Here is a 14,107-nt window from a genome sequence, read left to right as displayed (position 1 = left end):
GGTGCCGATGAACGTGCCCGAACCCCGCATCAGCGCCTACCAGCGCTGGCTGGCCGACACGCGTGACCTGCAGTTCACGCGTTATGAAGACCTGTGGCACTGGTCGGTGACCGAGCTCGACGCGTTCTGGCGCTCGATCTGGGACTATTTCGACATCGAGTCGCCGACCCCACCCGACGCTGCGCTGGCCGAGCGCCGCATGCCCGGTGCCCGGTGGTTCCCCGGCACCCAGCTGAACTACGCGCGCCAGGTGCTGCGCCACACCGACGCGGCCCACGCGGCGGGCCACCCGGCGATCGTCTGGACCGACGAGCCCGGGCTCGTGGCGGGCGCGCTGCACACCTTGCCCTGGCCCACGCTGCGGCAGCAGGTCGGCGCGCTGGCCGCGGCCTTGAAACGGCTCGGCGTGCAGCGCGGTGACCGTGTCGTCGCGCTGCTGCCGAACCGGCCCGAGACGGTGATCGCGTTCCTCGCCGCGGCCAGCATCGGCGCGGTCTGGTCGGTCTGCTCGCCCGACATGGGGCCGGTGGCGGTGCTGGACCGTTTTCGCCAGATCGAGCCGACGCTGATCTTCGCCGCCGACGGCTACCGCTTCGGCGGCCAGGCGCACGACCGGCGCGCGCTGGTCGCGCAGTTGCTGGACGGGCTGCCGACGCTGAAGCATGTGGTCGACGTGGCGGTGCTGGGCGGGGCGCCCGAGGCCCCGCCGCCGCACGTGGCGCGGCACGACTTTGCCGCGCTGATCCAGGGCGCCGAACAGGTTGAGCCCGAGTGGCTGCCGTTCGACCACCCGCTGTGGATCGTCTATTCGAGCGGCACCACCGGCCTGCCCAAGCCGATCGTGCACGGCCACGGCGGCATCGTGCTCGAAGCGCTGAAGGGCGGCACGCTGCACAACAACCTCGGCGCGTCGGTCGAGACCGGCGACCGCTTCTTCTGGTACAGCTCGACCGGCTGGATCATGTGGAACTGCCAGGTCGGCGGCTTGCTGGGCGGCACCACGGTGGGCCTGTACGACGGCTCGCCGGCATCGTGCGACGGCACGGCCGACTGGTCACCCTTGTGGCGCTTCGCGGCGATGTCGCGCTGCACCTTCTTCGGCGCCGGCGCGGCGTTCTACGCCGGCTGCCTCAAGGCCGGCGTGCAACCGCAGGCGCTGGGTGACCTGTCGGCCTTGCGCGCCGTCGGCTCGACCGGCTCGCCGCTGGCCGACGACAGCTACCGCTGGATCTGGCAGCAACTGCCGCAGGTCGACGGGCGCGACATCTGGATCGCCTGCATCTCGGGTGGCACCGACTTCGCCGGCGCTTTCGTCGCCGGCCTGCCGACCTTGCCGCTGGTGGCCGGCGAGATGCAGTGCCGCTGCCTCGGCGCCGCGGTCGAAGCGTGGAGCGAACCGGATGCGTCGGGCCGTGGCCGGCCGCTGGTCGACGAGGTCGGCGAGCTGGTCTGCACGGCGCCGATGCCGTCGATGCCGCTGTACCTGTGGGGCGACGCGAGCGGCCAGCGCCTGCACGACAGCTATTTCGACATGTACCCCGGCATCTGGCGCCATGGCGACTGGATCCGGCTGACACCGCACGAGCAAGCCACCGGCGCCGTCATCTACGGCCGCAGCGACGCGACGATCAACCGCCACGGCGTGCGCATGGGCACCGCCGAGCTGTACCGCGCGGTGGAGGCGCTGCCCGAGGTGCTCGACAGCCTGGTGGTCGACCTCGAATACCTCGGCCAGGACAGCTACATGCCGCTGTTCGTCGTGCTGCGCGAAGGCGTGGCGCTCGACGACGCCTTGAAGAAGCGGCTGGTGGCCGAGATCCGCCAGGCGCTGTCGCCGCGCCATGTGCCTAACGAGATCTTCGCGGTGCCGGCGATCCCGCGCACCTTGAGCGGCAAGAAGATGGAGCTGCCGGTCAAGAAGCTGTTGCAGGGCGCCGACCCGGCCAAGGTGATGAACCGCGACGCGATGGCCAACGCGGCGGCGGTCGATTGGTTCGTTGACTTCGCCGCTCGCCGGCGAGCAGCGCTGGCGGCCGGCTGAAGCGAGCACCAAACGGGCCGCGCTGCAGGCGCCGCGCGCCAAGGCCACAGCCGGCGGGCGGTCTATCGCCGCGGCCGCACGGTGCGGACGGTGCATCGCCAGAATCGGCGGCTGTTTGGCATGCCGACGGACCACCCCCGATGACGATGACGCTCAGCGACTTTCCGATCTCCCGCAAGTGGCCCGCCAGCCACCCCGACCGCCTGCAGCTGTACTCGCTGCCCACGCCCAACGGCGTCAAGGTCTCGATCATGCTCGAAGAGACCGGGCTGCCCTACGAGGTGCACCGCGTCGGCTTCGAGACCAACGACCAGCTTTCGCCGGCCTTCCTGTCGCTCAACCCGAACAACAAGATCCCGGCCATCATCGACCCCAACGGCCCGGGGGGCGCACCGCTGGCGCTGTTCGAATCGGGCGCGATCCTGCAGTACCTGGCCGACAAGACCGGCCAGCTGCAACCGAAAGACGCCGCCGGCCGCTACGAAACGCTGCAGTGGCTGATGTTCCAGATGAGCGGCATCGGGCCGATGTTCGGCCAGGTCGGCTTCTTCCACAAGTTCGCCGGCAAGGACTACGAAGACAAGCGCCCGCGCGATCGCTACGTGGCCGAATCGCGGCGCCTACTGGCGGTGCTGGAGCAGCGCCTGGCCGGCCGCGAATGGATCATGGGCGACCAGTACACCATCGCCGACATCGCCACCTTCCCGTGGGTGCGCAACCTCGGCGGCTTCTACGGCGCCGGCGAGCTGGTCGGCATGGCCGACTTCGTCAACGTGCAGCGGGTGCTGCAAGCCTTCGTCGCGCGGCCGGCGGTCGCACGCGGGCTGCTGATCCCGGCGGCACCGGCGGCCTGACCCGGCGCGCCAGAACAAAAAAGCGGCGCCCAGGCGCCGCTTTTCTTCGGTCAGTGGAACGTGCCCGTCAGCTGATCAGCACATTCAGGATCGCGTTGCCGATGCCCATCAGCGCCGAGCCCGAGATCAGGCCGGCGCAGATCGGCTCGGCGCCTTCGACCCAGATCACGTGCTTGCGTGTGCCGGGCGTCTTGTGCTTCAGGCCCATCAGCCAGAAGATCAGCGCGCCGACGAACATCGCGAAGGTCGATTCCGGCGGCAGCACCACGCCCAGGCCGATCGACACCGCCGACAGCGGGAAGCGGCCCTTGGTGAAGACACGCGCCAGCTCGATCGCGATCGCCGCGGCCACTGCCACGCCCATCGTGATCAGCGCCGACACCGGCAGCCCGCCGAAGCCCTTGGCGATGATCTCGGCCACGCCCTTCCATTGCAGCGCGCCGGGCATCGCGAACTGTTCGCTGATGATGGTGGCGGTCGAGCGCACGCCGTTCGCGTCCGGCGGCAGGAACAGCAGGAAATACAGCGGCACGCAGGCCGCCACGCCAGCGACGAGGCCGATCACGTGGCCGGCGGCCTGGTGGCGCGGCTTGCCGCCCAGCATGTAGCCCGGCTTGATGTCGGAGAGCAGGTTGGCCGCGTTGGCGGCGATCTCGGCCGTCATGCCGGCCGGCAGCAGGTTGCTGGCCGGGTTGGTCTTGTCGATCGCCCCCATCGTGAACTGCGTGATCTTCGACAGCGCGCCGGTCGGCGTCCACGAGGTCAGCGCCATCGAGTTGGTGCAGATCACCGTCAGCACGAAGATCAGCGGCAGCGAGACCAGCGCCAGATACATCGGCACACCGAAGAAGAGGTGGGCGACATAGGCGCCCAGGATGCTCAGCACCGGCACGCCGACCCAGCTCATCCACAGCGGCAGCTCGATGTCCTTCAGCGGGTCGGGCCCGGCGGTGACGGCCTTGTTGGTGCCGGTGCCCTTGAGTGACTTGAAGGCCGAGGTGAACAGCTCGGGCTTGGCCAGCAGGCCGACCAGCGCGCCGGCGACCATCATCGCCACGCCCCACCACAGCGACCACTGGTTGACGATCTCGGCACGCGAGATCGGCACCACTTTGCCGCTGGCCAGCACACGCTCCACGATGTCGCCGCGCTCGATCATGATCGGCGCCAGCACGACGAAGTTGATGAAGGCACCGAGCAGGCAGCTGGTGGCCACCGCGATGCCCATCAGGCCGCCGACGCCGAGCATGGCTGCGTCCAGCGTCAGGCGCAGGCCCAGCACGCGGATGTCGGTGCCCAGGATCTTCAGCGCCGCGCCCTGGGCCTGGTAGTAGTAGGTGTCCAGCCGCTCCTGCACCACCCAGGGCTCTTTCATGCCGGCCCACTGGTCCATGCGCAGGATCTTGAACTGGATCAGCTTCATCCAGCCATCGCTGACCAGCGCCTGCCAGGTGGCGGTGCCGACCGCGACCACGCCCAGCAGCCGGGCCTTGAACATGCCGGCGCCGGCGGCGCCGTGGTACAGCGCATCAAGCACCACGCCGCTGGCGCGGCCCTCGGGGAAGGGCAGCTGGTCTTCGTTGATGAAGCGGCGCTTCATCGGGAACGCGATCAGCACGCCGATGCAGGCGATCAGCACGATCCAGATCATCATCTGCCACCACGGGATGATGACCCCGGTGACCAGCATGTAGGCGCCGAGGCTGGAGCTCAGCGCCGTCACCGTGTAGCCGGCCGCCGTGGCGATCGACTGGGTGCAGTTGTTCTCCAGGATCGTCATGTCCTGCACCATGCCGGCGCCGTGCAGGATGCGGAAGATCGCGAAGGCCAGGATCACCGAGGTCAGGCCGACGCCGATCGTGATGCCGGTCTTGGCGGCGATGTACAGCGCCGTGGCGGCCAGCACGCCGCCGAGCAGGAAGCCGGTCAGGCCCGAGCGGAACGTCAGCTGCGCCATGTCGCCGCGGTAGACGTTCTTCAACCACCACTCGTCCTTCTCGCGGCGGGTCCAGGTGCGTATCTGTTCTTCGGTCAGTTGTTGCAGTGCCATGGTGTCGGTCGTGCAGGTATGGGGGCCGCCGGCGGGCGCCGGTTGGCCCGGGTGACTGGTCAAGCCTTGTGGGTCGACCAGGCCGAAATAGCCGAAGGGCCACCGAGGGCGGCCCGAATCCGGCGCGGATTGTGTCAGCCCCGGGTGACCGGCGGCCCGGGGAGATTCCAGGGGCAGGCCAGCCCGGATGGCGCCCGGCGGCGCCGCCGGCGGCGGGCCCGCGGCTGGCGCCGGCCCGGCAGACGCGGTTCAATCGCCCTGATGAGCCCCCACCCGCCCGCGCCGCCCGGCCTGCCCCGCGACCCCGCCCGCCTGTTCCTGGCGCTCTGGCCCGACGCAGCGACGCGGCGCGCCATCGAGGCCTGGCAGCAGGCGCTGCGCTGGCCCTCCAACGCTCGCCTCACGGCACCGGCCCACCTGCACCTGACGCTGCATTTCATCGGCAACGTGCCGCGGGCCCGGCTGCCCGCGTTGCACCAGGGCCTTGCGCGAGCATTCACGCCGTTCGAGCTGATGCTCGACGACTTCACCGTCTGGCACCACGGCATCCCGGTGTTGCAGCCCCGCGGCGAAACGCCGGCCGCGCTCGCTGCGCTGCACACGGCATTGGGCGACGCGCTGCGCGCCCTCGCCCTGCCGGTCGAGGCGCGACCGCTGCGCCCCCACGTCACGCTGGCCCGCCATGGCAGCGGCGCGGCGCTGCCGGCCGGCACCGCGCCGCCGCCGACCGTGCGCTGGCGCGCCGACGACGGCTACGTGCTGGCCGAATCGGCCGGTGGGTACCACGTGCTGCAGCGCTTTCGTGCCGAACTGGCGACGTAATGTCACAGCCGCTTCCGCCCGTCTTGGTCCACTACACCGATAGCCAAGCAGATCTTCTATCGATGCTGCGCTATGGCTTCCTCTTCACGGAGCATTCAAATGGGGTACTTGACGTCGTCGCGCGGGGCCGGGTGCTGGAAGGCCAAGGTACCAGCATGGTCTGCTTTTGCGAGCCTGGGGGCAACAATGCCAACAGGTTCTTGAAGCACTTCGGGAAATTTGGAGTCGCCATCGATAAGCGGGCGTTTGCGGGGCGAGAGGTCCATCAAGTTCGCTACTTGGATCCGCAAGGTAGCGATGTGCAGCGTTTGGCGCACATCTTTGACCGATTTGCGCCAGAGCACCGTCCGATACTTGACCCAGCTGGCGACGACATGGCCAATCGGCTCCAATCAATGCTGATCTCGTCCGCAAGAGAATTGCGCGGCTACCCGGTGCGCCGGTCCTGGCTGCGGTTCATCCATGAACTCCGCTTTTGCGAAACAGCTGCGCACTCCTGGGAACGCGAGTGGCGACTTGAAGGACCTTCTTCATTGATGCCGCTGGAAGGTGCTTCGCCAAAGCAGCAACGCGAGCTACTTGCTGGCGTCCTGCAGGGGATGGTCAATCGATGCGAGACCTCGGGAAGGTTCGACCCATCGGACAGGCTGCTCGCTGCGTCACTCGCATTCTTCGTGCCGGTACACCTCATTCGTTGGTTGGAGGTGCACCCCGCAAAGGTAACGTCGATATCGCACAAGCTCCGTGACATGCAAAGGGCGACTGGCGTCCCGTTTGGCCGAATAGAAGTGCGGTCGATAGGGCGCTGACACCAACGAGTCCGGCTTTGGCATGCTAGCCCGCGCGATCGCCTTGCCCGGGCAGCAGATCCGCGGGATCGAATCGATCGTGGGTGTCGAGCCAGCACAGGCTGCCGCCGCCACGCACGAAATGCTCCAGCAGTTGGACGATGAATTCGAACGCCAGCTGAACCACTTGCCATGAATCAAGGCCATGGAGGTCACCGAGGCGATCATGCAGGCCCTCCATCGACACCGGCACGGCCCATTCCTCGCTGGCCACCTCGTACGGCAGTCCGATCTGAACAGTCACGCGGATGGACTGGCCATCGGGCTGGATGGCGAGGAAGCTTCGTCGGGCGATGTGCGATGTGTTGCTCATGAGCGTCGTGAACCCCGTTGACTTTGAGTGGACCGGCAAGGTTAGCGGCACCTCGTCGTCGCTGCCTAGAATCGCCGCGGCACCACCAGCCGGCACCACGCAGGAAGAACGAGATGACCTTCACGCACGCGGCAGCATCCTTCGCCACGCTCATGGCCCTCGCGGCAAGCCCGGCCCACGCCGCCGACAGCACCGAATGCCCGGCTGGCGCCATGCTGGCCGTGAGCGGCAAGATCAAGAACTTCAACGACAAGGCCAGCGCGAGCTACCGCTACAGCGAAGCCGAGCTGCTGAAGCTGCCGACCAAGAAGCTGAAGACCGGCTCCGAATGGACACCGGTGGCCGAGTGGACCGGCCCGACGATCGCCGAGGTGCTGAAGGCCGCCGGCGTCGACCCCTCGGCCACCAAGCTGCGCGCCGTCGCGCACGACGGCTTCGCGGCGATCATCCCGCTGACCGACCTGGCCACCTACGGCCCGCTGGTCGCCCACACCAAGGACGGCCAACGCATCACCGACACGAAGCACGGCCCGCTGTTCGTCGCCTACCCGCGCGACCAGCACCCCGAGCTGCAGACGCAAGCCGCCGGCGTCAAGTTCGTCTGGGCGCTGTGCAAGATCGAGGTGCAGTGACAAGAACGGCGGAGGCCAGGCTCTACGCCCTCGCTCCGCCGCTGGCTGGTGGCCTGGAAGCCGCTTACTGCGCGGGCACCGGCACGAGCTTGAAGCCGGCCAGGTAGTGATTGCCCGACGGCGTCGTGGCGTCGCCGTAGCCCACGATCACACCGCCCGCGTTGATGGCCGTGGCCTCGCGCAGCGAGATCACCGCACCCTCGGCCGAACGGCAGGGGTGATCCGCCGCGATGACGCTGTCGAGCGCCACCGGTTCTGCGCCGGCCTGCGGCCAGTAGGTGGCACCCCGTGTGGTCGTGTTGCCGACGATCTCGCCCCGCCGGTTCACACTGAGTGCCTCGCCCGCGGACTGGTCGGCCGTCAAGGGCTGGATGACCCCGTTGACCCAGGCGACCGGCTGTCTTGTCACGCCGACGCTGTATCCGACGATCACACCCGCTGTGTTGAGCGCCTGCGCAGCCGAAGCCCGGTGCCCCGGCAGCGTGCCCAGGTCCTTCGCCTTGCGGTTCACCCATTTCACGGCGTGCGTCGTTTGCTCGCCATCAACGGTGAGGCGGGACCAGCCGACCACCACGTCCTTGTCGTTGATCTGAAGCGCTTCGGCGGCCATGCCGGCCTGCAACGGCGGCAGATACTTCTGCGCGCCGTCCTCCCACAGCGTCGCCTTGTAAAGAAGCGGGGTGCTGGAGAGCGACGTCCTGCCGGCGACGACACCGGCGTTGTTGATGCTGTTGCCTGCGGTGTTCTGGTTCTGGTACTGGGTCAGGCGCGAGGCCGTTCCATCGGGCGACCAGATGTAGCCGGAGGGGAGCTGATCATGATTCGGGCCCGTCCACGCGGTGTTGTAGCCGGTCGCATAGCCGTCGTCGTTGATGCCGCCGAGATGGAAGCCGGTGGCGCCGTCCTCATACGCCAGGGGTCGCTTCTGCCCGGTCTTGCCCCATTTGCCTGGCGTGTAGTCTCCGATGCCATACATGCCGAAGGCGCCCACCACGGCGCCGCTTCGGTTGATGGCCATCGGCCAGCTGCCCGGCGTGTTGCCTGCGGGCAGCTCCAGCTGTTCGCACTGGAAGACGGGCTGTGCCAGGGCCGGCGAGGCCAGGCAGGCCACACCGATGAACACCGGTGCAAGGGCGAAGCGAGAAAGATGTCGAGTCGTTGTCATTCGGATTCTTCTTCCTGTGGTTCTTATTGGCATGGGTCGCATGCCGGCGACATCGCCGATGCGTGGATCGGCAATCCACTGACTCTATGAGTTAACTGGATGGTTGGCCGAGGCCGACCTGCCACCAACCTGGGGATGGCGCTGAGGGCATCATCTGTGACGCCATTCGCGCAGCGGGGCCCGGCGTTTCTCGCGAGAGGCTGCGTGCGACGCCCCCAAACGGCGTCCCGGCCGGCAGCCAATGGCGGGGCGTCGCGGCGCCCGGGCGCTCATGGCTTGGTCATCGGCACCAGCCTGAAGGGGATGGGTGGGTAGTTGCCCGACACGGAGCCGTAGGCGACGACGACGCCTCCTGCATTGATGGCCGTTGCCATGCTCAGTGTGGCCCTTTGGCCGTCGGCGGACCGGCAGGGGTAACGCCAGTCGATCAGGCTCTCGACAGCCACTGGTTCCGCGCCGGCATGGGGCCAATAGGCGGCCCGGGTGTTGCCGAACCATTGCGTGTAGCCCACGATCTCGCCGTGCTTGTTCACGCTGCGGGCCAGCCCCCCCGATTGATCCGAAATCAGGGACTGCATGACACCGTTGACCCAGGCGACCGGCTGCGTGAGACCGACATCAACGTCTTCGCGGCTGTAGCCCACGATCACGCCGAAGGTATTGAGGGCCAGCGCGGTGGAGAACTTGTGTCCCGGCAGGGCGCCGAGGTCACGCACCCGTCCGTCCCTCCACCTCACCGCGTGTGTCACCAGCACGCCGTCCACGGTGCGTTCGGCCTGGCCCACCACCACACCCTTGTCGTTGATCTGGATCGCTTGGGCGCTCTTGCCGGATTGCAGGGGCTTCAAGGTCCGCTGCTGCCCGTCCTCCCAGAGCGTCGCGGTATCCGGGCCGTTGTAAAGCTGGGTCCAGCCGGCGATCACGCCGGCGCTGTTGATGCCTGACACGCCCGTGATCTGGCCCTCGTGCTGAGACAAGCGCTGATAGCTTCCGTCGGGCGCCCAGAGGTAGGAGACACCCCGGTTGGAGCCGTTGCTACCGTTGGCATAGATTGCAGAGCCGACGGCGTAGCCATCGTCATTGATGCCACCCATGGTGTAGAGACCGGATCCGGGTTCGAGCGTGAGGGCACGGCCCTTGTTCGTGCTGTCCCACGCGCGAGGACTCTCCTCGAAGGAGCCGATCACGTCGCCGCGGCGGTTGATGGCTTCGGGATAGCTGTCGGCGGGCACGCCGTCGACGGGACGCAGGAGCTGACATTCATAGGTCGGAAGCGCCTGCACATGCGTGGCCAGGCAAGTCGTGCCAATGAGCCCCAGCGCCAGCGCGCGAAAAGGGTGGGCAGCGAAGGCGGGTGTCTTTTTCATGTCGGCTGATCCTCCAGTCAGAAGTCGGGCAGTCTACGGGGCGCCTGGCTGTTCCTCGTTGCATCTTCTCGGGATGGAACTGCGCACGGAGATACCCCGTGGGGCGTGGGTCCGGACGCGTGGCGCGCGTCCTTGTGAACCCCTTCTGAAACATTTGAAATCTGCAAATGAAATCACCGGCGGGGGTGGCTTTGGTATTACTACCGAAGACCCGGCCGCCCTGCGGCCCGATAAAGACAGCTGACATCACACACAGGCCCACGAGCCGGTGGAGAGACCGTGGAGACAAGACCTCGCATCCTCGTCGTCGACGACGAGGCGGACATGGTGGCTTCGCTGCAGGACGTGCTGCGCAAGGCCGGCTTCGAAGCCGATGGCGCGCCCGACGGCGCCACCGCGCGTGGCCTGCTGGCGGCGCAACGCTACGACCTGCTGCTGCTCGACCTGCGGCTGCAGGCCGAGGACGGGTTGACGCTGGCCCGGCTGCTGCGCCAGCGCAGCGACGCGCCGATCATCATGATCAGCGGCAGCAGTGACGAGACCGACCGCGTGCTGTTGCTGGAGCTGGCGGCCGACGACTTCCTGATCAAGCCGTTCAGCCCGCGCGAGCTGGTGGCGCGGGTGCGCGCGGTGCTGCGGCGCTATGGCCACGCCGCCGCGGCCGACACGCCCGCCGCCACCGAACCCGCCACACCGAAGCCGCCCGCGGCGCCGCGCGGCGAGCAGCTGCGCTTCGGCGACTGGCTGCTCGACGTGACCGAGCGCGACCTGCGCCATGTCGACGGCAGCGCCTGCCCGCTGACCCAGGCCGAGTACCGGCTGCTCGAAGCCTTCGTGCGGCAACCACGCCGGGTCTGGTCACGCGACCAGCTGCTCGAGCACACCCGCAGCATCGACACCGAGGTCTTCGACCGCACGATCGACGTGCTGATCCTGCGCCTGCGCCGCAAGATCGAGCCCAACCCGAAGCATCCGCGCTACATCTGCACCGAACGCGGCCTGGGCTACGCCTTCGCGGCGGACGTGCAGAAGGTATGACTGCGGTGCGGAACGCCGGCCCCGCGCCCAGGCCTGAGAAGCTCGGAGCAAACGGTCGGCGCTGTTGCAGGCGCGCGAAGCGCCGCCGCCCATCCGGTGGCGTGCGCGGATCTGGCTTCGCCAGTCCGCTGCGCGAGCCCCCCCGGGGGGCTTTGCTCGGACATGAACAGTCCCGAGGACTGTTTGTGCCTAGCAAAGGGCCGAGCCTCTGGCTCGGCGCGGCCTGCAAGGCAGCCCCCGGAGGGGGCGTGGGGGCCCCATGACCACCCGGGTGCGCACACGCCTGCTGGCGGCTTTTGGCGTGCTGCTGGTCGCGGCCATCGGGCTGGCTGTCGTCGGCTGGTACGGCATGCGCAGCACGCAGCGTGCGCTGGTGGGCGTTGAAGACGACCTGCTGCCCAACATCTCGCTGGCGCTCGAACTGGCGCAGCGCACGACCCGCCTGGCCGCACTGGCGCGGCGGATGAGCGACTCGGCCTCGACCGAAGAGCTGGCCGCCACGCGCGACGAGGCCCAGGCGCTGCTGGAGCAGGTGCAGGCCCAGGCCGAGCGGCTGCGCCCGACGCCGGCGCTGGGCGAGGCGCTGCCGCGGCTGCGTGAGGGCGTGGCCCACCACCTGGCGGGGCTGGTCGAGCTGACGCAGCGCAGCCTGACGACGCAGGACCAGCTGTCGGCGGCGATGCAGCGGCTGAACGAGCTGGGCATCCGGCTGCACCGCGACGCGCCGCAGCCGCTGGACCCGGCCGTGGCCGCGCTGTGGTCGACGCTGGTGCTGGGCAGCGTGGCGCCCGACCCGGCCGAGGTCGGCCGCTTCCAGGCCGACGCCGAGGCCTTGCTGCTGGCCGCACGGCAGCGGCGCGCGTTGCCGCAGCTGCCGGCGCCGATGGCCGGCACGCTGGCCGAGCTGGCCGCGCCCGATGGCCTGCTGGCGCTGCGCCAGCGGCTGGTGACGCTCAAGCGCGCGACCGAGTACCTGGTCGAAGACACCCGCGCCAACGCCGACGAGCTGAACGCCGAGGTCGGCCGCCACGTTGCCGAGCTGCGCGGCAGCGCCGCCGAACGCAGCCGCAGCGTGCACAGCGCGGTGCGCTTCGGCGAAGGCTGGATGCTGATCCTGGCCTTCGGCTGCCTGGTGATCGCGGTCGGCGCCGCGCGCTATGTCGGTGCCTTGGTGGCCGAGATCGAATCGTTGACCGATGGCATGACCCGGCTGGCCGAGGGCGACACCGCGCCGCGCCGGCCGGCCCCGGCGCGGCGCGACGAGCTGGGCGCGCTGGCCCGCAGCTTCGAGGTCTTTCGCGAGCACGTGCTGGCGCGCCAGCGCCTGGTGGCCGAGCTGCGCGAGCAACGCGCGCTGCTGGACGCCGTGCACGAGAGCCTGACCGACGGCCTGGCGGTGTTCGACCCGGCGCAGCACCTGCTGCTGTGGAACCGGCGCTTCGCCCACCTGCTGGCGCCGCACGGCATCACCGTGACGGCCGGCGTGACCGCGCCGGCCCTGTTCGCCACGCTGCCGGCCGAAACCACCTGGTGCACCAGCCCGGCCGGCACGCCGCAGCCGCTGGCCGGCACCGACCCCGCCGCGCTGGCCCGGCACGACCACCTGGCGCTGCAGCTGCCCAACGGCACGCTGCTCGAGCTGCGCACCCGCACGATGGCCAGCGGCGGCAGCGTGACGCTGGCCACCGACCAGACCACCCGCCGCGCGATCGAAAGCCAGCTGCACCAGGCGCAGAAGCTCGAGGTGCTGGGCCAGTTGACCGGTGGCGTGGCGCACGATTTCAACAACTACCTCGGCACGATGCTGGGCACGCTGGCGCTGCTGGAAAGCGAACTCGCCGGCTCGCCGCGCGCGCATGCGCAGTGGTCGCGCGTGCAGCGCGCCGCGCGCTCGGCGGCCGGGCTGGTGCGGCGGCTGCTGGCCTTCGCCCGCCGCCAGCCGCTGGAGGCCGAGTGGGTGCCGGTGGACGAGATGGTCGAGGAGATGCGCGACCTGGTCGAGTACAGCGCCGGTGACGCCACCGAAGTGCAGCTCGACCTGGGCGCGCAAGCGCGCGGCGTGCGCGTGGACCGTGGCCAGCTGGAAAACGCGCTGCTGAACCTGGTGATGAACAGCGCCGCGGCGATGCCCGGCGGCGGCACGCTGACGGTGCGCAGCCGCGGCTGCACCTTGGACGACGGCCGCGACGGCATCGAGCTGAGCGTGCTGGACACCGGCGTCGGCATGAGCGAGGCGACGACGCGCAAGGTCTTCGAACCCTTCTTCACCACCAAGCCGGCGGGCGTCGGTAGCGGGCTGGGCCTGTCGATCGTCTACGGCTTCGTCAAGCAAAGCGGCGGCGACATCACGCTGACCAGCCAGCCCGGCGCTGGCACCTGCGTGAGCTTGCGCTTCCCGGCCGCGCCGCGCCCGGTGGAGGCACCGGCCGACGGCGACAGCGCCGTGCCCGGCCAGGCCGACCTGCGCGGACACCGCGTGCTGCTGGTCGACGACGACGTGGCGCTGCGCCAGACGGTGACCGAGGAGCTCGAAGCCGCCGGCGCCGAGGTGCGCGGCGCCGGCAACGTGGCCGAGGCCGAGGCCTTGCTCGACGCTGGGCCGTGGGCCACCGTGCTGCTGTCGGACATCTGCCTTGGCGCCGGCCTGAGTGGCCTGGCGCTGGCCCAGGCGGTGGCCGCGAAACAGCACGGGCTGCGGGTGGTGCTGATGTCCGGCCTGCCACCGGAGCTGTCGGCCACCCCCAGCCAGGCCTGGCCCGCGGGCGTGCCGTTTCTGCAAAAGCCGTTTGCCGCACCGGCGCTGCGCCAGGCACTGGGCGAGGCACCGGCACACGAGGCGCCACCAAGCGCCGCCCGTGTTTCATCGGTTGGTCAACATTCGTAATCGGCCGTTCATCCCGGCCGGGTGAGATGGCGACATGCGCAAGGCGGGAGCCGCCTTTGCTGCGCACTTCGAACGAACGACGACACAAGGAGA

Annotated in this window: 11 protein-coding genes; 7 read left to right on the top strand and 4 right to left on the bottom strand. The window is 69.2% G+C overall.

Annotation, left to right across the window (positions count from 1 at the left end; translation table 11 throughout):
- Positions 1-7: 7 nt before the first annotated feature.
- On the top strand, positions 8-2,041 hold the full coding sequence (locus ACE3SG_RS07425; protein WP_374563703.1) for an acetoacetate--CoA ligase: 2,034 nt from the start codon (positions 8-10) through the stop codon (positions 2,039-2,041).
- 146 nt (positions 2,042-2,187) lie between these two features.
- Positions 2,188-2,895 carry a glutathione S-transferase N-terminal domain-containing protein gene (locus tag ACE3SG_RS07420; RefSeq protein WP_374563925.1) on the top strand — a complete coding sequence of 236 codons (708 nt, stop codon included), beginning with the start codon at positions 2,188-2,190 and terminating at the stop codon, positions 2,893-2,895.
- Positions 2,896-2,962: 67 nt separating this feature from the next.
- Here ACE3SG_RS07420 and ACE3SG_RS07415 read toward each other — a convergent pair whose 3' ends face one another.
- The gene (locus ACE3SG_RS07415; protein WP_374563701.1) at positions 2,963-4,945 is read right to left on the bottom strand and encodes an OPT family oligopeptide transporter; all 1,983 of its coding nucleotides are present in this window, start codon (positions 4,943-4,945) and stop codon (positions 2,963-2,965) included.
- Positions 4,946-5,206: 261 nt separating this feature from the next.
- On the opposite strand from ACE3SG_RS07415, the gene thpR reads away from it, so the two are divergent.
- Positions 5,207-5,767: an RNA 2',3'-cyclic phosphodiesterase gene (gene thpR / locus ACE3SG_RS07410; protein ID WP_374563699.1), complete on the top strand. Its 561-nt coding sequence runs from the start codon at positions 5,207-5,209 to the stop codon at positions 5,765-5,767.
- 23 nt (positions 5,768-5,790) lie between these two features.
- Complete coding sequence (locus ACE3SG_RS07405; RefSeq protein WP_374563697.1) at positions 5,791-6,576, top strand: hypothetical protein; 786 nt, start codon at positions 5,791-5,793, stop codon at positions 6,574-6,576.
- A gap of 25 nt (positions 6,577-6,601) precedes the next feature.
- Here the strand turns inward: ACE3SG_RS07405 and ACE3SG_RS07400 are convergent, their stop codons facing one another.
- Positions 6,602-6,928, bottom strand: coding sequence for a hypothetical protein (locus ACE3SG_RS07400; protein ID WP_374563695.1), 327 nt, complete (start codon positions 6,926-6,928; stop codon positions 6,602-6,604).
- Between the two features lie 113 nt (positions 6,929-7,041).
- On the opposite strand from ACE3SG_RS07400, the gene ACE3SG_RS07395 reads away from it, so the two are divergent.
- Positions 7,042-7,560, top strand: coding sequence for a molybdopterin-dependent oxidoreductase (locus ACE3SG_RS07395; RefSeq protein ID WP_374563693.1), 519 nt, complete (start codon positions 7,042-7,044; stop codon positions 7,558-7,560).
- A gap of 64 nt (positions 7,561-7,624) precedes the next feature.
- On the opposite strand, the gene ACE3SG_RS07390 is transcribed toward ACE3SG_RS07395, so the two are convergent.
- Positions 7,625-8,725, bottom strand: a complete 1,101-nt coding sequence (locus ACE3SG_RS07390) for a hypothetical protein (protein ID WP_374563691.1) — start codon at positions 8,723-8,725, stop codon at positions 7,625-7,627.
- 269 nt (positions 8,726-8,994) lie between these two features.
- Positions 8,995-10,092: a hypothetical protein gene (locus ACE3SG_RS07385; RefSeq protein WP_374563689.1), complete on the bottom strand. Its 1,098-nt coding sequence runs from the start codon at positions 10,090-10,092 to the stop codon at positions 8,995-8,997.
- 279 nt (positions 10,093-10,371) lie between these two features.
- Between ACE3SG_RS07385 and ACE3SG_RS07380 the strand changes: the two genes are divergently transcribed.
- Together ACE3SG_RS07380 and ACE3SG_RS07375 are read left to right on the top strand one after the other, a co-directional pair.
- Entirely contained in the window at positions 10,372-11,130 is a 759-nt protein-coding gene (locus ACE3SG_RS07380) for a response regulator (protein ID WP_374563687.1), read from the top strand.
- 259 nt (positions 11,131-11,389) lie between these two features.
- A complete protein-coding gene (locus tag ACE3SG_RS07375) occupies positions 11,390-14,014 on the top strand; it encodes an ATP-binding protein (protein ID WP_374563685.1) in 2,625 nt (874 codons plus the stop codon).
- Positions 14,015-14,107: the final 93 nt, after the last annotated feature.

The organism is Ideonella sp. (assembly GCF_041914305.1).
Taxonomy (GTDB): Bacteria; Pseudomonadota; Gammaproteobacteria; order Burkholderiales; family Burkholderiaceae_C; genus Ideonella.
Note: the sequence above shows the minus strand (reverse complement) of the source record. Positions and strands in the feature narration are given on the sequence as shown.

Coding starts and splice junctions, on each gene's coding strand:
- ACE3SG_RS07425 (WP_374563703.1), top strand. CDS start 8: ATGAACGTGCCCGAACCCCGCATCAGCGCCTACCAGCGCTGGCTGGCC.
- ACE3SG_RS07420 (WP_374563925.1), top strand. CDS start 2,188: ATGACGCTCAGCGACTTTCCGATCTCCCGCAAGTGGCCCGCCAGCCAC.
- ACE3SG_RS07415 (WP_374563701.1), bottom strand. CDS start 4,945: ATGGCACTGCAACAACTGACCGAAGAACAGATACGCACCTGGACCCGC.
- thpR (WP_374563699.1), top strand. CDS start 5,207: ATGAGCCCCCACCCGCCCGCGCCGCCCGGCCTGCCCCGCGACCCCGCC.
- ACE3SG_RS07400 (WP_374563695.1), bottom strand. CDS start 6,928: ATGAGCAACACATCGCACATCGCCCGACGAAGCTTCCTCGCCATCCAG.
- ACE3SG_RS07395 (WP_374563693.1), top strand. CDS start 7,042: ATGACCTTCACGCACGCGGCAGCATCCTTCGCCACGCTCATGGCCCTC.
- ACE3SG_RS07390 (WP_374563691.1), bottom strand. CDS start 8,725: ATGACAACGACTCGACATCTTTCTCGCTTCGCCCTTGCACCGGTGTTC.
- ACE3SG_RS07385 (WP_374563689.1), bottom strand. CDS start 10,092: ATGAAAAAGACACCCGCCTTCGCTGCCCACCCTTTTCGCGCGCTGGCG.
- ACE3SG_RS07375 (WP_374563685.1), top strand. CDS start 11,390: ATGACCACCCGGGTGCGCACACGCCTGCTGGCGGCTTTTGGCGTGCTG.